Origin of the sequence: Agrobacterium sp. CMT1, assembly GCF_037203725.1 — a bacterium.
Lineage (GTDB): Bacteria > Pseudomonadota > Alphaproteobacteria > Rhizobiales > Rhizobiaceae > Agrobacterium > Agrobacterium pusense.
Window position 1 is genome coordinate 1 of the sequence record NZ_JBBCAR010000017.1, and the last position, 23141, is coordinate 23141.

The following is a 23141-nucleotide window of genomic DNA, read 5'->3' on the forward strand; positions in this document are numbered from 1 at the left end:
GAACCGACAATGCCAAGGACAATGTTCATGAAAATGCCGAAACGCATGTCCATGAGCTTGCCGGCAAGCCAGCCGGCGAGACCGCCGATGATGATTGCTGCAATCCAGCCTACACTTTCCATTCCCACGCTCCCTGAAATAACAGCCCGCCTTAAGGCTGTATCGAGACATATGGGACACCCGGCATGGTTAGACAATGCCGGGCATCACGCGGCACTTATGCGTTCAGCACACGTCCATAGGCGTCGAGCACGCTTTCCTTCATCGATTCCGAAATGGTCGGATGCGGGAAGATCGTGTGCATCAAATCTTCTTCTGTCGTCTCCAGATTCATGGCGACGACAAAGCCCTGAATGAGTTCGGTCACTTCCGCCCCGACCATATGCGCGCCAAGCAGCTCGCCGGTCTTCTTGTCGAAGATGGTCTTGACCATGCCCTGATCTTCACCCAGCGCGACCGCCTTGCCGTTCGCCGCAAAGGAGAAGCGGCCGACGCGGATATCGCGGCCCTGTTCCTTGGCCTTGGCTTCGGTGAGACCGACAGAAGCGACCTGCGGGTTGCAATAGGTGCAGCCGGGAATCTTCAGTTTGTCCATCGAGTGAACATTCGGCAGACCGGCGATCTTTTCGACGCAGATGACAGCCTCGTGCTCAGCCTTGTGGGCAAGCAGCGGCGGACCCGCGACATCGCCGATGGCGTAGATGCCGGGAACGTTGGTCTTGCCGTAACCGTCGATGACGATGAAGCCGCGATCGGTCTTCACACCGGCAGCTTCGAGGCCGATGCCTTCGATATTGGCAACGACCCCAACGGCAGAGATCATGCGATCAGCCGTGATCTTTTCAGAAGAACCGTCCTTCTTCTCCAGCGTCGCGGTGATGGAGTTCGTGCCCTTCTCCACCTTCGAAACCTTGGTTTCCAGATGGATCTTCATGCCCTGCTTTTCGAGCTGCTTCTTGGCGAAGGTGGAGATTTCCGCATCTTCGACAGGCATGACCTGGCTCATGATTTCGACAACGGTCACGTCCACGCCCATGGTGCGGTAGAAGCTGGCGAATTCGATGCCAATCGCGCCGGAGCCCATGACGAGCAGCGACTTCGGCATTTCTTCCGGCTTCATTGCCTCGAAATAGGTCCAGATCAGCTTGCCATCGGGCTCAATGCCGGGCAGCGCGCGCGGGCGGGCGCCCGTGGCGACGATGATGTGCTTGGCTGTATAGGTACCCTCGCCCAGCGTGTTCTTCGGAACCGGACCCTGCGGCTGCACCACCGGCTTGGTGGACTTGCCGACCACGATTTCGCCCGGCTTGGTGATCTTGGCTTCACCCCAGATGATATCGACCTTGTTCTTCTTGAACAGGAAACCGACGCCATTGTTCATGCGGGCTGCAATGCCGCGCGAGCGCGCCACGATTGCCTTGACGTCAGGCTTGATCGAGCCTTCCAGCGTCAGGCCGTACTCCTTGGCGTGGGTGGCGGTGTGCATGACATCGGCTGTGCGCAGCAGCGCCTTGGTGGGAATGCAGCCCCAGTTGGAGCAGATGCCGGCCAGATGCTCACGCTCCACGACGGCAACCTTCATGCCGAGCTGGGCTGCGCGGATCGCGGCAATGTAACCGCCCGGTCCCGAACCGATGATGATGACGTCATATGATTGAGCCATTGGAAATCCTGCCTTGTCCTATCAGGTCGCGAGCAGCGCCACGACCGGGAATTGTTCTTAAAGTCCGAGCATCATGCGGACGACGGGCTCCAGCCCCCGCCCGATGGCCCGCGTATTTTCAGCATCGAGATGAACGCCATCCACCGGCGTCGTTTGGGCAACGGAACCCGCATCGAAAAAGCCGCAATAAAGCTCATCAGCAAGGTCCCGGTAAACGGACGCCAGCATCGCCGATTCATCGATCGCATCACGAAAGATCGCGCCCATGAACGGATTGGCCGTTTCACACAGCTGCGGCGGTGCGACGATCAGCACGTCAGGCGCCTCCCAGTCCGGCACCTGCCAGATGTGGTTGCGCGTGAGCTTCACCAGCCGTTCGACACCCTTCATGGCAACGATCGCCGATCCATGGATTGACGGTTTCAGGTCGTTGGTGCCGAGCATTATAATCACCAGATCCAGCGGCGCATGGCTGTGCAACAACGTCGGAAGAACCCGCGCGCCGTTGCGGTCGCAATCGGCGGTGTTGTCGTCATAGGCGGTGGTGCGACCACCCAGACCTTCGTGAATCACATGCACGTCAGGACCGAGCGCCTTCTGCAAGACGCTCGGCCAAAGATCGTCATGGCTGTGCCGGCCACCCGTTTCCGCATTTGATCCCCAGGTGAGGGAATCGCCAAAGCAGAGGACCGACTTCACCATCTTACTCTCCGATCAAACCAGCATGCCCATCGGGTTTTCGATGTAGCGCTTGAAGGCGCCGATCAGTTCGGCTCCGAGCGCGCCATCGACGCAACGGTGGTCGGTGGAGAGCGTGACCGTCATGACGTTGGCGATCTTGATCTCGCCATTCTTGACGACAGCGCGTTCTTCACCCGCGCCGACCGCCAGGATGGTGGCATGCGGCGGGTTGATGACGGCGGAGAAGCTTTTCACGCCCATCATGCCCATGTTGGACACGGCGGTCGTGCCACCCTGATATTCCTCGGGCTTCAGCTTGCGCTCTTTCGCGCGCTTGCCGTAGTCCTTCATCTCGTTGGAGATGGTGGAGAGCGACTTCTGTTCGGCCTTGCGGATGATCGGCGTGATCAGGCCACCCGGAATGGACACGGCAACGCCGACATCCGAATGCTTGTGCTTGACCATGGCGCTCTCCGTCCAGGAGACGTTGGCGTCGGGCACGTCACGAAGGGCCAGCGCCAGCGCCTTGATGACCATGTCGTTGACCGACAGCTTGTAGGCCGGCTTGCCGTCCTTTTCAGGGGCAGCGGCGTTGAGCTGAGCGCGCAGCGCCAGAAGCGTATCCAGTTCGCAATCGACCGAAACGTAGAAATGCGGAACGGTCTGCTTGGATTCGACCAGACGCTTGGCAATGACCTTGCGCATGCCGTCATGCGGCACGAGCTCGTAGGAGCCCTCTTCGAACAGCTTGAGAACGGCTTCGTCCGACTGGCCCTTGGCAAGCGCCGGAGCCGGTGTGCCTGCGGATGCAGCAGCGGCGGGAGCAGCCTTTGCACCGCCGGAAGCAGCAGCTTTTTCGACGTCGGTCTTGACGATACGGCCATGCGGGCCGGAACCGGAAAGGGCCGAAAGGTCGAGACCGGCTTCCTTGGCGAGACGACGTGCCAACGGCGAAGCGAAGATGCGCTCGCCGGACTTTGCAACCGGCGCTGGCGTGGACGAGGCAGCGGGCTGGTCGGCAACCGGCTTTTCAGCCTTCGCCGGGGCAGCCTCTTCCTTCGGCGCTTCCGCCTTGACGGCGTCCTGCTTGGGGGCCTCCGTCTTTGCCTCAGCCTTGGCAGGAGCGGCATCGCCGCCCTTTGCCGCCTCGGCCACATCTTCGCCATCGGCGGCGAGGATTGCGATGAGGGCATTGACCTTGACGGCTTCCGTGCCGGCCGGAACGACCAGCTTGGCAACGGTGCCTTCGTCGACGGCTTCCACTTCCATGGTCGCCTTATCGGTCTCGATCTCGGCGATCACGTCACCGGGTGCGACCTTGTCGCCTTCCTTGACCAGCCACTTGGCCAGATTGCCCTCTTCCATCGTCGGAGAAAGGGCAGGCATGGTGATGTTGATAGGCATCGAAACGCCTCCCCTTACTTGTAGCAGACGGTTTTGACGGCCTGGACGACTTCATCGACATTCGGAAGCGCCAGCTTCTCCAGATTGGCCGCGTAAGGCATCGGAACGTCCTTGCCGGCGATCGTCAGGATCGGCGCGTCGAGATAATCGAAAGCAGCGCGCTGGACCTGGTTGGAGATGAAGTCACCGACCGATGACTGCGGGAAGCCTTCTTCGACAGTGACGAGACGGCCTGTCTTTTTCACCGATTCGATAACGGTCGGCAGGTCCATCGGGCGGATGGTGCGCAGGTCGATCAGTTCGACGTCGATGCCGAGCTTTTCGAGTTCCGCAACAGCCTTCACCGCATAGGTCATGCCGATGCCGAAGGAAACGATGGTAGCGTCCTTGCCCTTGCGATGAATGCGCGCCTTGCCGATCGGCAGCACGAAATCATCGAGCTTCGGCACTTCGAAGCTCTGGCCGTAGAGAATTTCGTTCTCGAGAAAGATGACCGGGTTCGGATCGCGGATGGCGGCCTTCAAAAGACCCTTCGCATCGGCAGCCGTATAGGGCATGACGACCTTGAGGCCCGGAATATGGCTGTACCATGCGGCGTAACATTGCGAGTGCTGGGCCGCAACGCGGGCAGCAGCACCCGAAGGACCACGGAATACCATCGGCGCGCCCATCTGGCCGCCCGACATGTACAGGGTCTTCGCTGCCGAGTTGACGATCTGGTCGATCGCCTGCATGGCGAAGTTGAAGGTCATGAATTCGACGATCGGCTTCAGGCCGGTCATGGCTGCGCCGACGCCGATGCCGGCAAAGCCGTGTTCGGTGATCGGGGTGTCGATGACGCGGCGCTCGCCGAATTCCTGCAGCAGGCCCTGGGTAATCTTGTAGGCGCCCTGATATTCGGCGACTTCTTCACCCATGATGAAGACTTTTTCATCGGCGCGCATTTCTTCGGCCATGGCGTCACGCAGCGCTTCACGCACCGTCGTCATCACCATTTCGGTGCCTTCCGGAATGTCCGGGTCAGCGGCGACGTCGATCTTGGGCGCTGCCGGAACCTTCGCGGCTTCCTTGGAAGCGCTCGGCTCTTCGGTCGCTTCGCGGGTCTTGCCGCCAGCGGCATCAGAACCGGAGTTGGCAGCTTCGGCCTTCGGCTCTTCCTTCTTGGCAGAGGAAGAGATGTCGTCGGCGCTTTCGCCTTCCTGGATGAGCACGGCGATCGGGGTGTTGACCTTGACGCCTTCGGTGCCTGCATCGATCAGCAGCTTGCCGATGACGCCTTCATCCACGGCTTCCACTTCCATGGTCGCCTTGTCGGTTTCGATTTCCGCGATCACGTCGCCGGAGGTGACCTTGTCGCCTTCCTTTTTAAGCCATTTGGAAAGCGTGCCTTCCTCCATGGTCGGGGAAAGGGCGGGCATAAGAATTTCTACAGGCATGGGTTTCCCTTTCCCGATCAGAGCAGAATGTCGGTGTAGAGCTCGGACGCATCCGGCTCGGGGTCGTTCTGGGCGAAGTCGGCGCTGTCGGCAACGATATCACGGACATCCTTGTCGATGGCCTTGAGTTCGTCTTCGCTGGCCCAGCCCTGCTCCAGAAGACGTGCTTTCACCTGCTCGATCGGATCGTGTTCCGAACGCATCTTTTGCACTTCGTCCTTGGAACGGTATTTCGCCGGGTCGGACATGGAGTGACCGCGGTAACGGTAGGTCAGCATTTCCAGAATGATCGGACCCTTGCCGGAACGGCAATGTTCAAGCGCCTGATCGGCTGCTGCCTTGACGGCGCGCACATCCATGCCATCTACCTGAATGCCTGGAATGCCGAAGGACTGGCCACGCAGCGAATAATTCGACTGGGCGGTGGCGCGGGCGGTCGAGGTGCCCATGGCATAACGGTTGTTCTCGACGATATAGATGATCGGCAACTTCCAGAGAGCGGCCATGTTGAAGCTCTCATAGACCTGGCCCTGGTTCGCCGCGCCGTCACCGAAGTAGGTCACGGAGACGTTGTCGTTACCGCGATAGCGGTTGGCGAATGCGAGGCCGGTGCCGAGCGACACCTGGGCGCCGACGATGCCGTGACCGCCATAAAAATGCTTCTCTTTCGAGAACATGTGCATGGAGCCGCCCTTGCCTTTCGACAGACCGCCCTTACGGCCGGTCAGTTCGGCCATGACGCCACGGGCGCTCATGCCGCAGGCGAGCATGTGACCATGGTCGCGATAGGCGGTGATGACCTGGTCGCCCTCTTTCTGAGCCATCTGCATGCCAACGACGACAGCTTCCTGGCCGATATAGAGGTGACAGAAACCACCGATGAAGCCCATGCCATAGAGCTGGCCGGCCTTTTCTTCAAAACGGCGGATCAGAAGCATCTCGCGATAGGCGTGAAGCTCTTCTTCCTTCGAGAAGTCGGGGCTGTTCTTGCCGGTGAATTCGGTTGCGGACTTTGCCGTTGTCTTGCGGCCGGATACGGTCGCTGATTTTCGCGGCGCCATTCATCCCTCCCTGAGTTGCCGTTTGAATGGATAGAGTGGCGCGTACCATATGCAAGAATGCGCCATGCAGCAATGCTTTAAACGCATGGCACATATTCACGCTAAGGTGCTGTGAATAAATCAAAAATGTTGAATTAACCTAATTTCGGTTAATCAGAAATATGTGTTCATGATGACGATTTCGTCCGTTCGGGACATGTTCAGCTGGTACCGGGAAATCTCGTCAATCATGTCCCGTTCAAGCGAACCGTCACTCAACAGTTCCACCTGACGTTCCAGCGCCACGCGCGCCTGTGTCAGCTTTGCAAGCTCCGCCGTCCGGGTAATACGCTGCCGTTCCAGCCGCTCCGTTGCCTGAAGGCCGAAATCGCCATGGATCGAATGATAACCGAAGTAGGAAAGAAAAGCGATGGTAATGGCTGGAACGATCAGCCGACCGAATCGTCTCTTTTTATGATGCCTGGTCCACATGCCGGAGAGATGCCTCAAAACGCGTAACGTGAGTCTGAGACTAGAGCGGATTGTTTAACTATCCGTTGACCTTAAATTCCAATCGGCAATTGGGCATGAAAAAGCCCGCCGGAGGGCGGGCTGGATTGGCGGGAGACCTGCCCGCCCTATCGTCATCCTCGCCCTTGAGGCGAGGATCCAAAAACGTACCGTGGTGGATCCTCGGGTCAAGCCCGAGGATGACATCTCATATGTAGATGCGTTTTTCACCACCTCTGCCCGCAAGACAGCGGGCCCAGAAACCCGAACGCAAATTAACCGCGCAGAATTGAACGGCCGGCGTAAGCAGCCTGAGGGCCGAGCATTTCCTCGATACGGATCAGCTGGTTGTACTTTGCGAGCCGGTCGGAACGGGCAAGCGAGCCGGTCTTGATCTGACCGCAGTTCGTGGCAACTGCGAGATCGGCGATGGTCGAATCTTCGGTCTCGCCCGAACGGTGCGACATGACGGCGGTGTAGCCGGCCTTGTGGGCGGTTTCGACCGCGTCCAGCGTCTCGGAAAGCGAACCGATCTGGTTGACCTTGACGAGGATGGAGTTGGCGACGCCCATCTTGATGCCGTCGCGAAGACGCGCGGAGTTGGTGACGAAGAGATCGTCGCCGACCAGCTGGCACTTATTGCCGATGAGATCGGTCAATGTCTTCCAGCCGTCCCAGTCGTCTTCAGCCATCCCGTCTTCGATGGAAATGATCGGGTACTTGGCAACGAGGTCAGCAAGGTATTCAGCCATGGCGCCCGATTCCAGCGTGCGGCCTTCACCCTCGAGAACGTATTTGCCGTTTTTGAAGAATTCGGTCGATGCACAGTCGAGGCCGACATACATGTCTTCGCCCGGACGGTAACCGGCCTTTTCGATCGACTTCATGATGAAATCGAGCGCGGCAGGCGCGCTTTCGAGACCGGGAGCGAAACCGCCTTCATCGCCGACATTGGTGTTGTGGCCCTGCGCGGAGAGCTCTTTCTTCAGCGTGTGGAACACTTCCGAACCCATGCGCACGGCTTCGCGGATGTTTTCTGCGCCAACCGGCAGGATCATGAATTCCTGGAAGTCGATCGGGTTGTCGGCGTGGGCGCCGCCGTTGATGATGTTCATCATCGGAACCGGCAGCAGATGCGCGTTCGGGCCGCCGACATAACGGTAGAGCGGCAGGCCGGAGGCTTCGGCAGCAGCCTTGGCGATGGCGAGCGACACGCCGAGAATGGCGTTGGCGCCGATGCGCGACTTGTTCGGCGTGCCGTCCAGCGCGATCATCATCTGGTCGATCTGGATCTGGTTTTCAGCATCGAAACCGCCGATGGCGTCGAAGATTTCCGTGTTGACGGCTTCAACGGCCTTTTCTACGCCCTTGCCGAGATAACGCTTGCCGCCATCACGCAGCTCAACCGCTTCATGCGCGCCGGTGGAGGCGCCCGAAGGAACGGCGGCACGGCCCATGGAGCCGTCTTCGAGGTACACATCGACTTCAACGGTCGGGTTGCCGCGGCTGTCGAGGATTTCGCGCGCGATGATATCGGTAATGGCAGTCATGGTCTCTCCCTTGGGAATGGAACAGATATTTTCCGTCGCCTGTCTTAGACGATGGCGAAGAAATTACAATGACGGCAGGCCGTAGAAAGGGAACCACCGCCATTTAAAATCGATTGGCACGCGCCGCGCCCGCCGCTCAGGCTTTCGCGATGGCGTCGAAGGCCAGCAGCTTTTCGAGCAGTTTCGGCATATCCTTCAGGTGAACCATGTTCGGGCCGTCAGAAGGCGCATTGTCCGGGTCCTCATGGGTCTCGATGAAGAGGCCTGCGACACCAACGGCGACAGCTGCGCGAGACAGCGTTTCGACAAATTCCCGCTGACCGCCGGTGGAACCGCCCTGCCCGCCCGGCTGCTGCACCGAGTGGGTGGCGTCGAAGACAACAGGTGCGCCGAGGGATGCCATGATCGGTAGAGAACGCATGTCGGAGATCAGCGTATTGTAGCCGAAGGACGCGCCGCGTTCGCACAGCAGCACATTGGGGTTGCCGCTTTCATTCAGTTTGGCGAGCACGTTCTTCATGTCCCATGGCGCCAGGAACTGGCCTTTCTTGACATTGATGACACGGCCGGTTTTTGCGGCGGCAACGAGAAGATCGGTCTGACGGCTGAGGAAGGCCGGGATCTGCAGCACATCCACCACTTCGGAAACGATGGCGCACTGTTCTTCGGTGTGAATGTCGGTCAGGACCGGAAAGCCGAATTCCTTCTTGAGATCGGCAAATATCTGCATGGCACTGTCCAGACCGATGCCACGCTTGCCGGAAAGCGAGGTGCGGTTCGCCTTGTCGAAGGATGACTTGTAAACGAGGCCGATTCCGAGCCCGTCACAAAGCTCCTTCAAGACGCCCGCAATCATGAAGGCGTGCTCCCGGCTTTCCATCTGGCAGGGGCCGGCGATCAGTGAAAAACGCTCGCTATTGCAAAAGGAAACCTTGCTGGCGCCCTGGCCGGCGGTGACTTTGAGATTGTTCGTGACGCTCATCTTTTTTCCTCGAAGGCGAAATCGACGCCCTGTCCGGGTGCTGCGGGCACCACCAGACGGCCGCCCGCTTCTGCGCTGGACACGCCATTAGCAGCAAGTACCGTCGCTGTCACGGCAAGATCGTCAACGGAAAAGACGACGCCCATGCCGCGCAGGCCCTCACCGCTTTTTCCCGTAGCCTTCGGGTCAACGCCAGAAAGGGCGGGTCTTTCCCTCAGCCTCACCCTTGCATTGCCGGTTTCGAAAACGACATCACCATCCGGAGACACGACGCCGTTGCAGCCGAAAACCGTTTCTATCAAGTGGGTGTCACTCCGCGTACCGGAACACAGCACGATCTCGCGAAGGCCCAGAACTCCGTTCTGGTGACGTTCCAGTGCAGCACGGTCCCCCGGCAGTGCCTGCAGGCGTTGACAACTGAAGAGGAAGAAATCCGCAGCCGATCCGCTTGCCGCGAAAGCAAGCCGGAACGCCGCCTTGCCTGACGATCCGTCCGGCATTTGCATGGGCCGCGAAAATTCGAAGACCTCGCCGGCCGATACGCCAGACGCCACGAATCTCCGGTGATCGGCACGAGCGTCAGCGGTGGAGGCCACAAGGGCAGAAAAACCTTCCTGTCCGTACGATCGCCGGAATGCCTGGTCCCTGCCGGTGAAAACATCGCCTCTCTCGACCGACGCAGTATAGCTAACCCGGTCAGCAATTGTCAGCGGCTCCAGATAGGTGCCATCCCTGAAGAAGACGCAGGCATTCTCCGTGCCGAACGGATGGAGAGCCTGTGGCGCGACCGTAAAGCCAAGGACCTTGAGCCGCGCGGCCGCTACCGCAAGGTCCCGAACGGGCAGAACGAGATGATCGACGCGATGCCTGTCAGCCATAAATCTTGCCTTTTTGACGCGCCCGGCGCAGATGCCGGGTATTGAAGCTGACAAAAGCACGAAGGGCGCCGGGAATGCAAATGACCGGCCTGCGCGTCGATGCCTGTATCGGCAAAGGCTGGAGTTCAAGAAAGCGACGGCATCCCGCCCGTCAGTCATCGTTTCCGCTTCGGCGTTGTCCCTAAGATCAAATCACGATCGGAGGCGCATCCTTCACGAAATTTTAGGGGATTGCGGAACACATATGGAACATATAGTGTTCGTTCTGTATTTGTTTCGCGACTTCAACGACGATTCTCAAGGGTGTTTTCCTCATGCTCACGCGCAAACAGCAGGAGTTGCTTCTCTTCATTCACGAAAGAATGAAAGAGTCCGGCGTGCCGCCCTCCTTCGATGAAATGAAGGACGCACTCGATCTTGCCTCCAAATCCGGCATCCACCGGCTGATCACCGCTCTGGAAGAGCGTGGGTTCATTCGCCGGCTACCTAATAGGGCACGAGCGCTTGAAGTGATCAAGCTGCCGGAGGCCTATGTGCCCGGCGCGAGGCCGCAACGGGGCTTCTCGCCGAGCGTTATTGAAGGCAGCCTCGGCAAGCCCAAGATGCCCGAGCCCGCCCCTGCTCCCAAGGCGCCTGCGAACGATATAGCAGGCGCGGCAACCGTGCCCGTCATGGGCCGGATCGCTGCCGGTGTGCCGATCTCAGCCATTCAGAACAATACGCATGACGTGGCGGTTCCGGTGGACATGCTCGGCTCGGGCGAACATTACGCGCTCGAGGTCAAGGGCGATTCGATGATCGAGGCCGGCATCTTCGATGGCGATACCGTCATCATTCGCAACGGTAACACCGCCAATCCCGGCGATATCATCGTGGCGCTGGTGGATGACGAGGAAGCGACGCTGAAGCGCTTCCGTCGCAAAGGCGCTTCGATCGCACTTGAAGCCGCAAACCCTGCCTATGAAACCCGCATTTTCGGACCTGATCGGGTTAAAATCCAGGGCAAGCTGGTAGGGCTGATCCGCCGGTATCATTGATGCTGCTGCCGGTCCGGATAAGGCCGGAGCGGTCGATGAGCGATAAATCAGGCCTTCAAGATGAACGGCGCGTCATTCCACTCGAGTGATGCGCCTTTTCTTTTTAATGGCGGCGAAGGCGGCTTTGCCAGAGGACGTCGGCAGGGATGGCGCCCCACCCATCAATTGGCGTTATGGGAGCGATGGATTCTTTGCGATATTCCGGGCCGGGCCGCTGGTATAAAAACCCGCTTCACAGTCAGGAGACCCGCAATGTACGATCTTTATATCGCCAACAAGAATTACTCCTCCTGGTCGCTGAGGCCATGGGTCCTGATGCGCACGCTCGGTATCGCCTTCGAGGAGAAACTCGTCCCGTTTGGTGAAGGCGTGTCATTCTCCACCTTTTCCCCAACTGGCAAGGTGCCTTGCCTTGTCGATGATGGCGTGACGATTTGGGAGTCACTCTCGATCGCCGAATATCTTGCCGAACGTCATCAAGGGGTATGGGCAAGCGACAAGCATGCGAGAGCCTGGTCGCGGTCGGCAGCAAGCGAAATGCATGCGGGATTTTCGTCCCTTCGCAATCTCTACCCCATGTCCGTTGGCGTTCGTGTCAGACCGAACGTCAGCGATGCCGGGCTTGCGGCGGATATAAAGCGTGTCGATGCGTTGTGGAGCGAGGGCCTGTCGAATTTCGGCGGTCCCTATCTCGCCGGTCAGAAGTTCACGGCGGTGGATGCCTTCTACTGCCCTGTGGCATTCCGTTTCCAGACGTATGGCGCAGACCTTTCTCCTGCGGCAAAAGCCTATTGTGAGCGACTGCTCGCTCTGCCTTCCATGCGCGAATGGTATGAGGCGGGACTGAAGGAGACCTGGCGTGACGCGGCACATGAAGAGGAGATCGCCGGAATCGGCGAATTAACGATGGATCTACGCGCAAAGGCCTGACGATCCTCGCTGGTGGCGATCATTGCGACGCCGCCAGCAGACGGGTGATCGTTTCAGGCAATTCCCGGTCGAAACGTCCGGTTTTCCAGTCATAATATCGATGTTCACTCCACGGGCGGTTTGCGCCCGCGGTCGACGCCCGTAGCCGACCGACAACGCCTGGCTGATCGCTCCTCGCGAAGTCTATCTCCACGGAACCGATGCGCCGCAATATGTCGCGGTTGAGGAGTAACGCGCCCGAGCGACACTGTGCAAACGACGTTCTGCGGGAAACAATGACGATGTCGGCAATGTCACATGCTTTTCCGGCGAGGCGGCCGTCTTCCAGTACGATGATCCATTCGCCGCTTTCCGCACGCGCCACGCACCAGCGACCTGACTTGCATGTAAAAATTCCAGGCGCTGCATCCTTCAACGCAGCCGCCATGTCTCGTCCCACAGCCTTTATTTCGTCCCGCGTGAGCTTTGATTTCTTGGTGAGTGCGATGCCGGACGCGGTTGGAACGTCTTTTCTGAGGATAACGGGCGCGAGCGGTTTCTCCGGAAGCAGCAGCGCCCTCTGCCACTGGTCATAGATGAAGCCATGCGGCCGGGTTTTTGTGGCGTAAACCTTGTTCTCGTCCAGAAGCGCGACCAGAGAACCGTCTTCATGAACGAGGAGATCGGGCAGATCGCGCTGAGATGTCGCTGCCGAGAGGCCGAAGGCAAGCAGCAGAGGCGGAATGCCCAAAAGCGCAAGGCGGCTGCGCAGCAGGGTCAGCAGCAGGAAGCCAGCCGAGGCGATGCCGATGAACCAGCCATGCGGACGTCCGGTCGCAGCGCTGCCACCCCAGGAGGCGACTTCGTCCGCGACCTCTATGACCAGCGCCATGCCATGGCCCATGACCTTCAGGAATGGCGCGTCGAGCCCGAACGGCATCAGCAGCATGGCAATCAGACCGAAGGGCATGACGATCAGCGACATGAGCGGCGTGGCGGCGAGATTGGCAAAAAGTCCATAGGTGGTGACACGCTGGAAATGTTCGGCAGAATAGATTGCTGTCGAAAGCCCACCGATCAGCGACGTTGTGATAACGCCGCCGATCACGGCACCTGCCGTTTGCGCCACCGTCACCCAAGCCGGTTTTCGCCCCCTAAAAAGACGCTCGCGGTCAATGCGCCAACGGCTCCAGGCCGCATAGGCAGAAACAAGCGCGATCGTTGCGGCAAAAGACATCTGAAAGCTTGGACCCATCACTTCGGACGGGGACAGCGCCAGTACCACGAGGGCGGAGAGCGCAACATTTCTCAGGCTGAGCGAGGGCTGATCGAAGAGCACCGCAATCAGCATCACGGACATCATCAGCCAAGCCCGCTCGGCGGAAACTGCGAAACCGGAAATCAGATAGTAGCAAAGTGTCATCAGGAGCGCTGCGAAGGCGGATATCTTCTTGACCGGCCATCGCTGGGCAAAGGCTGGGAACAGGCTGAATGCGAGCCTCATGCCGACAAAGAAGATGCCTGATGCCAAGGCCATGTTGAGCCCGGATATGGCAACGATATGAGCCAGCCCCGAGACCCGCAGCGCCTCCATGGTTTCCGGCGATATGGCTTGTCTCTCATCGGTGACGATGGATGCGGCGAAGGCACCCGCATCGCCGCCGATCGTCGTGCGAATGCGCTCGGCGATGGCGGCACGCAGGCGATAAAGCCACATGTCGGCCATCTCCAGCCAACCCTCGGCCCCAAGGTCCGCCGTCGCCACCGCCTGGGGCGGCTGGTAAAAAAAGCCTGTCGCGCCGATGCCCCGGAAATAAGATGAAAAGGCAAAGTCGTTCAATCCCGGCAAAGCCGGTCCGGACGGTGGAGAGAGCCGTGCCTTGCCGCGTATGGTCGCGCCGATGGGCATGGCGTCGCCGCCACCGCGCGCAAGGAGCGACACCCTCCCCGGCAGACGCGTTAGTGACGGCGCTTCAGTGGAGTGGAGCTGCACCAGATACCGCCAGTCGCCCCGCGCATCCACCTCCCGGCGCACCACCTTGCCGGTGAGCGTGGTGGTGACCGGCGTGTCCAGAAGGATGGTCGCCGCACGGCGGGTTTCGAGTTCCGCAAAAAGCATGCCGAGCAACAAGAGGGCGACAAGGCTGCACGCCCTTCCCACCGTATCAAGGCGGTATCGGTTGAGGAGCGCCAGTGGGGCCGCGACTAAAAATGCGACGATCAGAAGGGGCAAGGAAGGCGCGGTGTCGAGAGAAAACCAGAGGATCGCTCCGCAACCGATGACAACGGGTACGAAAAGAAAATCGTGCCCGAATGCGCGTTCTTCCGTCAGCCAGACGGCAACTTTTCGAGAAACGGAAACGCCGGGTTCGGGCCTGTCGACCAGAGGCGGCAGAACAGGGATCGCGACGGCGACGGTCCGCTGCAGCGGAAACAGGATATCCACCGTGCCGGGGGCGTTTCCCTGCATCGTTTCGGCATATCCGAAATGCTGTTTTTCCCCTTGACCAAGCATTCTGCGCCGCGCCCCTGCCGCACTGTAAACAGGTTTGCAGAGGGACGCCCGAGATTGCAATGCTTTCCTTTAACCGCGCGTTGACCGAGATTGAATTGCTTCGATCGACGAGGCCAAAAGCAACGCATTTGCGTTTGCCGCAATGCACAATTTGACCTTTGGATAGCTTGGCATCTGCGACAGGATCATATAGCTAATCGGTAGACGCTTAACCGCGGGGCGTGTCTCAACGCCCCCACCCGCATGTTTTCGGAGGATCAGTATGACGGAAAAAAGCGCTACAGTGACACTTGGCGACAAACAGGTCGAACTCCCTGTCAGGGAAGGCACGATCGGGCCGAGCGTCGTCGATATCGGCACGCTGTACAAACACACGGGCTCCTTCACTTACGACCCGGGTTTCACGTCGACGGCCTCCTGCGAATCCAAGATCACCTATATCGACGGTGACGAAGGTGTTCTCCTGCACCGTGGCTTCCCCATCGAACAGCTCGCCGAACAGGGCGACTTCCTGGAAACCTGCTATCTGCTGCTTTACGGCGAACTGCCGACGGCGGCACAGAAGAAAGATTTCGACACCCGCGTCACGCGCCACACCATGGTGCACGAGCAGATGAGCCGCTTCTTCACCGGCTACCGTCGCGACGCACATCCGATGGCCGTCATGTGCGGCACGGTCGGCGCTCTCTCGGCCTTTTACCACGACTCGACCGACATCACCGATCCGCATCAGCGCATGGTCGCATCGCTTCGCATGATCGCCAAGATGCCGACGATCGCCGCGATGGCCTACAAGTACCATATCGGCCAGCCCTTCGTTTACCCGAAGAACGATCTGGATTACGCCTCCAACTTCCTGCACATGTGCTTTGCCGTGCCGTGCGAGGAATACAAGGTCGATCCGGTTCTGGCCCGCGCCATGGACCGTATCTTCATTCTGCATGCCGATCACGAACAGAATGCCTCCACCTCCACGGTGCGTCTTGCCGGTTCGTCGGGCGCCAACCCGTTCGCCTGTATTGCGGCCGGCATTGCCTGCCTCTGGGGTCCGGCACACGGTGGCGCCAACGAAGCGGCGCTCAACATGCTCAATGAAATCGGCTCGGTTGACCGCATTCCGGAATATATCGCCCGCGCCAAGGACAAGAACGACCCGTTCCGCCTGATGGGCTTTGGTCACCGCGTCTACAAGAACTACGACCCGCGCGCCAAGATCATGCAGAAGACGATGTATGAAGTGCTGGAAGCCACTGGCAATTCCGACGATCCGATCATGCAGGTCGCGCTGGAACTGGAAAAGATCGCCCTTTCCGACCCGTATTTTGTCGAAAAGAAGCTTTACCCGAATGTCGACTTCTATTCGGGCATCACGCTGAAGGCGCTCGGCTTCCCCACGACCATGTTTACCGTCCTCTTCGCTCTCGCCCGCACGGTTGGCTGGATCGCACAGTGGAACGAAATGATCGAAGATCCGCAGCAGCGCATCGGCCGTCCGCGCCAGCTTTACACGGGTGCCGGCAAACGCGACTACGTTCCGGTTTCCAAGCGTTAATCGGCAAACCACGACACATCAAAGGCCGGCGAGTTTTACTCGCCGGCCTTTTTGCTTGCCATTGTGGATTGGGATACACGCGGTGGGACCGGCGGCAACACAGGCCCTGACACAGCCGGGGCTTCAACCTCGCTGTCTGCGGGCGTTCACGACCTCGAGGAGAATAGCCGCGCCGGTTTCGCCGGGCGGGACATCCGTGCGCAGACGTTGCTGCACCAGAGCATAACCTTCGAGCATGGCCTTCCGCTCAATTGTATCGGATGACAGGCGTTCCGCCCAACGCAGCATCGATCCGGCCCTGACCACCTCGTTGAAATACTCCGGGACGACAGCATAATCGGCAATGAGATTGGGTAGCGCACCCGTCCAGGTCTTCACCCGCTTGCTCAGCATGGTGAAAATCCAGTCGGTCTTGTAGACAGATATGGTCGGCACGCCGGCAAGAGCCAACTCAAGAATGACCGTGCCTGACGCTGCGATAGCCGCATCGGCTTCCGCAAAGGAGTTCCACTTGAAAGCAGGATCGATGCCGATTTCGGGTCTGATTTCCTGCGGCCAAGACGCCGCCAGTTCGCGGATGCGATGTTCCTGACGTGGAACGGTGGGCAGCAGAAACCGCGTCGGACCATTCCGTTCCACAAAAGCCTTCGCCGCGTGCTGGAACGGCTCCATCAGCCTGGTGGTCTCGGTGGAACGCGACCCGGGCAGAAGAAGAATCGTCTTCAGCCGCCCCTCCGCTGGAAGTGGCCGTTCTGCCCGCTTCCGACGCACCGCGAGGACGTCCGGATCGACGCTGAGGCGATGGCCGACGAATGTGGTCGGCGGGCCTCCGAGACGGCGCATCGCCTCCGGCTCAAATGGCAGGAGAGCCAGGACATGGTCCACATAGGATAACATCGCCGTGGCGCGATGTTCTTTCCAGGCCCAGACGCTCGGGCAAACATAATTGACGACCGGCAGATGCGGCAGTTCCTTGCGGACTTTTTTTGCCACTCGATGGGTGAAATCCGGGCTGTCGATGATCAAAAGGACATCCGGTTTTTCCCGTATCACCGCCTCAGCCGCCCGGTTGATCAGGCCGATCAGTTTGGGCAGTTTCTTGAGGACCTGCGTGAACCCCATGATTGAGAGTTCGGAATAATCGAAAAGAGAAGTGAGCCCCTGCCCCTCGAGTGCCTCGCCGCCGACGCCGACAAGTTCGATCGAACCGGGATATCGGGCCTTGAGGGCCCGGACCAAATCCGCGCCGAGAAGATCGCCCGACACTTCGCCGGCGATGACCGCCACCTTCAATCTCTCCGTCATTCCATCATGTCTCCGCGAAGTGACGTATCGATGCCACAGACGAATATGCCCGCCTGATCGGCAGCTTTCAACATCGCGTCACGATCGAGCACCAGTGCGCGTCCGGCTTCGACTGCAATGCCCGCAAGCCCGGCCTTTTGGGCATTTTCGACAGTTTCGATCCCGATTGTCGGCAGATCGGCGCGTACATCCTGCTGCGGTTTGCAGAGCTTGACCAGCACACCCCGGCGGCGAGGCGAGATGCGTCCTTCTGCGCGCAATGCCGCGACGCGCAGTAACATTGCGTCCGTGCCTTCAACGCCCTCGAGCGCCACGATGCGGCCGCCGACGGAGACCGCACCCTGCCCGACATCAAGTTTGCCGAGCGCAAGCGCCGCCTCAGCTGCCCTGCTTATGTCCTTCAAGTCGTCTTCGGCCGGTTTTTGCGTGCCGAAAGCGCCTGTCGTGGCCAAGAGGCCTGGAGCGATCTCATGCGCGCCGATGACTTTCGCACCGAGCGTGCCGATGATCTTTATGACCATCTGCAGAACGGCGTCATCGCCGCCCGACAATAGCGTTTTGACGATGGATGGAAGTTTTAGCAGGATAGCGACGGTGGGGCGGATTTCACGCCATTCCGGCCGCCGCGCCACGGCCCCGGAAAGCACGACACGATCCACCCGGTTGTCACGCAGCAGCCGGCCAAGCCCGGCGACGTCACCAACCGAGATGACGGCGTTGTCGAAACCGCTCCAGTCGAAGCGGGAATCATCGCGCAGCCGCACGATGAAAGGATCTTCTCCCATCTCACGGGCGGCGTTCGCCACGTAAAGTGGCAACTGGCCGCTGCCGGCCACAATGGCGAGACGCCCGCCGCCTGTCACGGCTCACTTGCCCCGGTTGGGCGAAGAGATCGCGCGGTCGCTGTCCACTCCAATGAAATCGATGATTTCTAGCGCCTGCGGGCAATCCAGATATTCGCTGCGGTCGATCGCTGCCGCATTGCCGCGGATAGTGCCTTCCGCCTCGAAGATCTGCTTGAAGACGCGCCGGACCTTGTGGATATCTGCGCGCTCAATGCCGGCACGCGTCATGCCAACGACATTAAGGCCGCCGAGAATGCCGGGATTGCCATTCAGCATTCCATAGGGAATGACATCGTAATTGACCGCGGACAGTCCGCCGATGAAGGCCTGACGGCCAATGCGGGTGAACTGGTGAACAGCACAGCCGCCGCCGAGAATGGCGCGGTCCTCGATCGTCACATGGCCGGCCAGCATCACATTGTTGGACAGGATGATGTGGTCGCCAAGGCGGCAATCATGCGCCACATGTGAGTTGGCAAGGAACAGATTGTCGTTACCGACGATCGTCTTGCCGCTGCCATCAGAGCTGCCGGCGTTCATGGTGACGCCTTCGCGCATGGTGCAGCGCTCGCCAATTTCAAGCGTGGTTTCAGAACCGTCGTGGCGAACCGCCTGCGGTGTGCCGCCGATGACCGCCATGGGGTGGACGACCGATCCACGGCCGATGACCGTCAGGCCGGATACAACGGCATGATTGTGCAGCCGGACATCATCATGCAGCGTGACTTTCCCGCCGACGTAGCTCAGCGCACCGATGACGACGTTTTCACCGATCACCGCACCGTCTTCGATCACGGCGGTGGGGTGAATTCTGGCCGAGGCGGCAATCGTGCTCATTGCTGGTCCTCGGGGATCATCATGGCGCCGACATCAGCCTCCGCCACCAGCGCACCATCCACCTTCGCCTCGCAATGGAATTTGAAGACATTACCGCGTTGGCGCTGCTTGACGACGTGAATTTCCAAACGATCGCCGGGGATCACGGGTTTGCGGAAACGGGCGTTGTCGATTGTCATGAAGTAGACCAGATGGCCGCCCTCACCTTGGCTGCGGGCGCATATTGCACCTGCCGTCTGGGCCATGGCTTCGACGATCAGAACACCCGGCATGATCGGCCGGTCCGGGAAGTGGCCGGTGAAATGCGGTTCGTTGACCGTCACGTTCTTGATGCCGGTCGCCGAATTGTTACCGTCAATATCGATGATCTTGTCGATCAGCAAGAATGGGTAACGATGCGGCAGAAGCTTCATGACTTCCAGAATGTCAGCCGCGCCGAGCGTCGTCTTCGTTTCTTCAGTCATTGTTTTTCTCTCCTGTTTTTTTATCACGCCCTTCAGCGCGTGCCAGAATTTCGGCCATGTCGCGCAGGAAATATTTCATCGGTCGCGCAGGCGTTCCGCCATAACGGGCGCCTGCCGGCACGTCCGCCACAACACCGCTCATGGCAGCGATCTGCACGCCGTCGCCAATGTTGATATGGCCATTGATGCCTGCCGCACCACCAATCATCACACCGTCGCCGATACGGGTGCTGCCCGCAATGCCGACCTTGCTGACGATGCCGCAATGGCGGCCGATGCGAACGTTGTGGCCAATCTGGACCTGATTGTCGATCTTGGTGCCTTCGCCAATCACCGTGTCATCCATGGTGCCGCGATCGATCGTGGTGTTCGCGCCGATCTCGACATTGTCCTGGATGATGACACGGCCAATCTGGACGATCTTCAGCATGCCGCGTGGACCGGGGGCATAGCCGAAACCGTCTTGCCCGATGCGCGCACCATTGTGGATAATCACATTATTACCGATGAGCGCGGCAAGAACGCTTGCGCCGCCTGCAATGGTGCAATCGCGTCCGATCTGTACATCCTGCCCGATGATGACACCGGGCCCGATCTGCGTACCAGCACCGATATGGGCGCCGGCGCCGATCACTGCGAGCGCCTCGACAATGACGCCCGCTTCCAGCTTCGCGGAAGGATCGACATGCGCAGCATGAGAAATTTCGCTTTCCATCCGCGCGATCGGACCGGGACGCATCGCCGAGGGGTGCAGCAAGGCACCAACCTGGGCAAACAGCGTGTGTGGATTTTTCGATATCAGCGCGGGGATGTCGGACGGAAGCATGTCCACAAGGGCAGCGTCACAAATGACGGCGGCGGCTTCGCAGGTCTGCAGCTCATCGCGGTTCTTGCGCGAAAGGATATAGCAGAGCTGATCGGGTTTTGCCCGATAGACCGGAGAAACGGACCTGACAATCCGCTCTCCCGCCGCCTCATCAGACAGTTCCGCCCCAAAGCGGTCTGCGATGTCTTTCAATCGCAGTCCCTCGTGGGGCGGAAAAAACGCGTTGTATTCCATTAGCCGGAAACTCCAGAACGTTCAAAGTTGCAGTTCTGGACTGCCGATATCAGAAAGTGTTGGACATGCCAAACCGGAAACGCTGTTCCTCGTCGTAGTCTTCCTTGGCGATCGGAACCGCGTAGTCTACACGGATCGGACCGAAGGGCGACGCCCACATCACGCCAATACCGGCGGATGCGCGGATGGAATTGTCATCCTTTACACCGGCGCTGTTGGCGACCTTATTGCCGTAAAGCGTACCTGCATCGACGAAACCAGCAAGACGCAGACCGAAATCCTCGGGAACGCCAGGCATCGGAGCCGTGACTTCAGCAGAGGCGGCGAAATAGGTCGTGCCGCCGATGGAGTCGGAACCGATGCGCGGACCGATACCATCGTTCTTGAAGCCGCGCACCTGACGTCCGCCGAACTTGAACTGATCGAATACCAGCAGATTGTCGCCCGTCGGCATCACGTGACCGGCCTGACCGGTGAGCGAGCCGATGACGTCGTACTCATCCGACAGGGTATAGAAGAAGCGCGCCTTGGCGTAGATCTTGTAATATTCGGAATCGCCACCCAGACCGGCAAATTCGTTCGTCAAAGCAGCCTGCCAGCCTTCACGCGGCATGTTGCGGTCGTCGAGCGTATTGTAGTTCAGCGTGTTGGAGATGATGGACTGCGTCCAATCGCCACCGCGGATCAGGTCCTTATAAGGTGCAGCAAGGTTGCTACCGGTCTCCCAGTCACCCTCACCATCATAGTTGAGCTGCTTGTAGGTATACTTGAACGTCGTCGAGAGATCCTCGGTGATAGGCGCGGTCACGCGCAGCGAGAAGCCCTGCTCGTCGTAGTCGTAATAATCTTCGCTGCGGCTCTGGCTCTTGAACAGGTCGAAACCTGCAGCAAGGCGGTAGCCGAGGAAATAAGGCTCGGTAAAGGACAGCGTGTAGCTACGCGCATCGTCTTCACCCGCACCGGCAGCGAGACGGATATACTGACCGCGGCCGAGGAAGTTCTTCTCTTCGATGGAGGCTTCGAGCAGAACACCGTCGTTCTGCGAATAACCGGCGCCGATACCGAACGAACCGGTCGACTGATCTTCAACGTCAACCACGATCACGACGCGGTCAGGCGCGCTGCCGCCGGCGGTCGAGATATTGACCTTCGAGAAGTAACCCAGCGCCTCCAGACGACGCTTGGCAGCGGTGATAACCGTCTGGTTGAACGCATCGCCTTCAGAAATATCGAATTCGCGACGAATGACATAGTCACGCGTGCGGGTGTTGCCACGGATTTCGATACGCTCGACGTAAGCGCGCTCACCCTGATCAACGATGTACGTCACGCCAATGGTGTTGCCGGACATGTCGCGGTCGCCGCGCGGCGTTACACGGGCGAAAGGATAACCTTCACCGGCGACGCGCTTGGAAATCGCCTCCATGCTCTGCTGAACTTCCTTGGCGCTGTAGCTTGCGCCCTGGCGGGTCTCAACGAGGCCCTGAAGCTCCGAACCCTCAACACCCGGAACGGTCGATTCGACCGCGACGTTGCCGAAGTTGTAACGCTGACCTTCATCGACCGTGATGGTGATGTTGTATTCGTTTTTGGACTCATCAAGCACAGCCTCGGAACCAACGACCCGGAAGTCGGCGTAACCGCGGTTGTAATAGAACTGGCGCAGCGCCTCTTCGTCGGCGCGCAGCTTGTCCTCGTTGTAGACGTCCTTACGCGTCAGGAATGACAGCATGTTGGACTTCTTGGTATTGATGACAGCAGCCAGACGACCATCGCTGTAGGCATTGTTGCCCACGAAGTCGATGCGGCCGATCTTGGTACGCTCACCTTCATTGATGACGAAAGCGATGTTCACGCGACCCTGACCGACGGAAACCGTCTGGGTGGTGACTTCGACATCGCTGCGGCCGATAGCGGCATAGGCTTCCTTGATGCGGGCAATATCCGCCGTCACGATGGCCTGATTGAACGGGCCGAGCGACTGCGTCTGCACGATGCCGGCGAGCTTGTCGTCCTTGATCTTGCGGTTGCCGTTGAAGACTACCTGGTTAACGAGCTGGTTCTCGTTGACGGTCACGACAAGCGTGCTGCCCGAAACGCGCATGGAAACATTCGAGAAGTAACCGGTGGCGTAAAGACGCTTCACCGATTCATCGATGTCCGAATTGGAAAAGTTCTTGCCGGGCGCAATGGTGATGTTGGAACGAACCGAATCCGCACCCGATCTTTCGGCGCCGCGAACGTCGATTCTGCTGATGACGGCTGCGTGTGCAACGCCAGCAGAGGCAAGCACACCAAGGCCCGCAACCGAAGAAACACCGGCAGACAGAGCAACCGCCGACACAGCGTTCAAAAATCTTGAACCAGCCTTCATTTCAATTCTTACCTTTTTACGTTGTCCCTCAGCGGGCGGAACCCGACTCCGGCCATGTGCGTCGTTTTACCTGCTTTTCCCCTACAAGCAAGCGCGAAC

Annotated in this window: 20 protein-coding genes; 3 read left to right on the plus strand and 17 right to left on the minus strand. The window is 59.3% G+C overall.

Annotation, left to right across the window (positions count from 1 at the left end; genetic code table 11):
* The 10 genes from WA845_RS19420 to WA845_RS19465 form a co-directional block, all read right to left on the minus strand.
* Positions 1-122 (minus strand): GlsB/YeaQ/YmgE family stress response membrane protein (locus WA845_RS19420; RefSeq protein WP_337322561.1); only part of this gene is annotated, 122 nt, incomplete at its 3' end.
* Between the two features lie 95 nt (positions 123-217).
* Positions 218-1663, minus strand: a complete 1446-nt coding sequence (gene lpdA / locus WA845_RS19425; protein WP_337322536.1) for a dihydrolipoyl dehydrogenase — start codon at positions 1661-1663, stop codon at positions 218-220.
* Positions 1664-1720: 57 nt separating this feature from the next.
* Positions 1721-2365, minus strand: coding sequence for an SGNH/GDSL hydrolase family protein (locus WA845_RS19430; RefSeq protein ID WP_112554884.1), 645 nt, complete (start codon positions 2363-2365; stop codon positions 1721-1723).
* A gap of 12 nt (positions 2366-2377) precedes the next feature.
* The gene (locus WA845_RS19435) at positions 2378-3748 is read right to left on the minus strand and encodes a pyruvate dehydrogenase complex dihydrolipoamide acetyltransferase (RefSeq protein WP_004441609.1); all 1371 of its coding nucleotides are present in this window, start codon (positions 3746-3748) and stop codon (positions 2378-2380) included.
* A 14-nt stretch (positions 3749-3762) separates the two neighbouring features.
* A complete protein-coding gene (locus WA845_RS19440; protein ID WP_035208868.1) occupies positions 3763-5184 on the minus strand; it encodes a pyruvate dehydrogenase complex E1 component subunit beta in 1422 nt (473 codons plus the stop codon).
* A 17-nt stretch (positions 5185-5201) separates the two neighbouring features.
* Positions 5202-6245, minus strand: a complete 1044-nt coding sequence (pdhA, locus tag WA845_RS19445) for a pyruvate dehydrogenase (acetyl-transferring) E1 component subunit alpha (RefSeq protein ID WP_004441604.1) — start codon at positions 6243-6245, stop codon at positions 5202-5204.
* Positions 6246-6398: 153 nt separating this feature from the next.
* Positions 6399-6716, minus strand: coding sequence for an FtsB family cell division protein (locus WA845_RS19450; RefSeq protein ID WP_004441601.1), 318 nt, complete (start codon positions 6714-6716; stop codon positions 6399-6401).
* A gap of 293 nt (positions 6717-7009) precedes the next feature.
* Positions 7010-8284, minus strand: coding sequence for a phosphopyruvate hydratase (eno, locus tag WA845_RS19455; RefSeq protein ID WP_022556098.1), 1275 nt, complete (start codon positions 8282-8284; stop codon positions 7010-7012).
* 136 nt (positions 8285-8420) lie between these two features.
* Positions 8421-9266, minus strand: a complete 846-nt coding sequence (kdsA, locus tag WA845_RS19460) for a 3-deoxy-8-phosphooctulonate synthase (protein WP_037089144.1) — start codon at positions 9264-9266, stop codon at positions 8421-8423.
* Complete coding sequence (locus tag WA845_RS19465; protein ID WP_337322537.1) at positions 9263-10144, minus strand: VOC family protein; 882 nt, start codon at positions 10142-10144, stop codon at positions 9263-9265. The genes kdsA and WA845_RS19465 overlap by 4 nt, the downstream gene beginning before the upstream one ends.
* Before the next feature lie 314 nt (positions 10145-10458).
* On the opposite strand from WA845_RS19465, the gene lexA reads away from it, so the two are divergent.
* Positions 10459-11181 carry a transcriptional repressor LexA gene (gene lexA, locus WA845_RS19470; RefSeq protein ID WP_004441588.1) on the plus strand — a complete coding sequence of 241 codons (723 nt, stop codon included), beginning with the start codon at positions 10459-10461 and terminating at the stop codon, positions 11179-11181.
* Positions 11182-11433: 252 nt separating this feature from the next.
* Entirely contained in the window at positions 11434-12111 is a 678-nt protein-coding gene (locus WA845_RS19475; protein ID WP_112554888.1) for a glutathione S-transferase N-terminal domain-containing protein, read from the plus strand.
* Positions 12112-12130: 19 nt separating this feature from the next.
* On the opposite strand, the gene WA845_RS19480 is transcribed toward WA845_RS19475, so the two are convergent.
* Positions 12131-14605 (minus strand): ComEC/Rec2 family competence protein, encoded by a 2475-nt coding sequence (locus WA845_RS19480; protein ID WP_337322538.1) that lies wholly within the window; start codon positions 14603-14605, stop codon positions 12131-12133.
* A gap of 262 nt (positions 14606-14867) precedes the next feature.
* On the opposite strand from WA845_RS19480, the gene gltA reads away from it, so the two are divergent.
* A complete protein-coding gene (gene gltA, locus WA845_RS19485; RefSeq protein WP_006697561.1) occupies positions 14868-16157 on the plus strand; it encodes a citrate synthase in 1290 nt (429 codons plus the stop codon).
* A gap of 123 nt (positions 16158-16280) precedes the next feature.
* Here gltA and lpxB read toward each other — a convergent pair whose 3' ends face one another.
* The 6 genes from lpxB to bamA are packed head-to-tail and all read right to left on the minus strand — an operon-like array spanning position 16281 to position 23042.
* Entirely contained in the window at positions 16281-17462 is a 1182-nt protein-coding gene (lpxB, locus tag WA845_RS19490; RefSeq protein ID WP_112554890.1) for a lipid-A-disaccharide synthase, read from the minus strand.
* Positions 17459-18325: an LpxI family protein gene (locus WA845_RS19495; protein WP_004441575.1), complete on the minus strand. Its 867-nt coding sequence runs from the start codon at positions 18323-18325 to the stop codon at positions 17459-17461. The genes lpxB and WA845_RS19495 overlap by 4 nt, the downstream gene beginning before the upstream one ends.
* A 3-nt stretch (positions 18326-18328) precedes the next feature.
* Entirely contained in the window at positions 18329-19144 is an 816-nt protein-coding gene (lpxA, locus tag WA845_RS19500) for an acyl-ACP--UDP-N-acetylglucosamine O-acyltransferase (protein ID WP_004441573.1), read from the minus strand.
* Complete coding sequence (gene fabZ, locus WA845_RS19505) at positions 19141-19608, minus strand: 3-hydroxyacyl-ACP dehydratase FabZ (protein ID WP_004441570.1); 468 nt, start codon at positions 19606-19608, stop codon at positions 19141-19143. The genes lpxA and fabZ overlap by 4 nt, the downstream gene beginning before the upstream one ends.
* Positions 19601-20668, minus strand: a complete 1068-nt coding sequence (gene lpxD / locus WA845_RS19510; protein ID WP_337322539.1) for a UDP-3-O-(3-hydroxymyristoyl)glucosamine N-acyltransferase — start codon at positions 20666-20668, stop codon at positions 19601-19603. Before lpxD ends, fabZ begins: the two co-directional genes overlap by 8 nt.
* 49 nt (positions 20669-20717) lie before the next feature.
* The gene (gene bamA, locus WA845_RS19515; protein ID WP_045534115.1) at positions 20718-23042 is read right to left on the minus strand and encodes an outer membrane protein assembly factor BamA; all 2325 of its coding nucleotides are present in this window, start codon (positions 23040-23042) and stop codon (positions 20718-20720) included.
* Between the last annotated feature and the right edge of the window lie 99 nt (positions 23043-23141).

Coding starts and splice junctions, on each gene's coding strand:
- WA845_RS19480 (WP_337322538.1), bottom strand. CDS start 14,605: ATGCTTGGTCAAGGGGAAAAACAGCATTTCGGATATGCCGAAACGATG.
- kdsA (WP_037089144.1), bottom strand. CDS start 9,266: ATGAGCGTCACGAACAATCTCAAAGTCACCGCCGGCCAGGGCGCCAGC.
- lpxA (WP_004441573.1), bottom strand. CDS start 19,144: ATGAGCACGATTGCCGCCTCGGCCAGAATTCACCCCACCGCCGTGATC.
- fabZ (WP_004441570.1), bottom strand. CDS start 19,608: ATGACTGAAGAAACGAAGACGACGCTCGGCGCGGCTGACATTCTGGAA.
- WA845_RS19450 (WP_004441601.1), bottom strand. CDS start 6,716: ATGTGGACCAGGCATCATAAAAAGAGACGATTCGGTCGGCTGATCGTT.
- WA845_RS19430 (WP_112554884.1), bottom strand. CDS start 2,365: ATGGTGAAGTCGGTCCTCTGCTTTGGCGATTCCCTCACCTGGGGATCA.
- WA845_RS19465 (WP_337322537.1), bottom strand. CDS start 10,144: ATGGCTGACAGGCATCGCGTCGATCATCTCGTTCTGCCCGTTCGGGAC.
- WA845_RS19440 (WP_035208868.1), bottom strand. CDS start 5,184: ATGCCTGTAGAAATTCTTATGCCCGCCCTTTCCCCGACCATGGAGGAA.
- eno (WP_022556098.1), bottom strand. CDS start 8,284: ATGACTGCCATTACCGATATCATCGCGCGCGAAATCCTCGACAGCCGC.
- lpxD (WP_337322539.1), bottom strand. CDS start 20,668: ATGGAATACAACGCGTTTTTTCCGCCCCACGAGGGACTGCGATTGAAA.
- lpdA (WP_337322536.1), bottom strand. CDS start 1,663: ATGGCTCAATCATATGACGTCATCATCATCGGTTCGGGACCGGGCGGT.
- lpxB (WP_112554890.1), bottom strand. CDS start 17,462: ATGACGGAGAGATTGAAGGTGGCGGTCATCGCCGGCGAAGTGTCGGGC.
- WA845_RS19435 (WP_004441609.1), bottom strand. CDS start 3,748: ATGCCTATCAACATCACCATGCCTGCCCTTTCTCCGACGATGGAAGAG.
- WA845_RS19475 (WP_112554888.1), top strand. CDS start 11,434: ATGTACGATCTTTATATCGCCAACAAGAATTACTCCTCCTGGTCGCTG.
- bamA (WP_045534115.1), bottom strand. CDS start 23,042: ATGAAGGCTGGTTCAAGATTTTTGAACGCTGTGTCGGCGGTTGCTCTG.
- pdhA (WP_004441604.1), bottom strand. CDS start 6,245: ATGGCGCCGCGAAAATCAGCGACCGTATCCGGCCGCAAGACAACGGCA.
- gltA (WP_006697561.1), top strand. CDS start 14,868: ATGACGGAAAAAAGCGCTACAGTGACACTTGGCGACAAACAGGTCGAA.
- lexA (WP_004441588.1), top strand. CDS start 10,459: ATGCTCACGCGCAAACAGCAGGAGTTGCTTCTCTTCATTCACGAAAGA.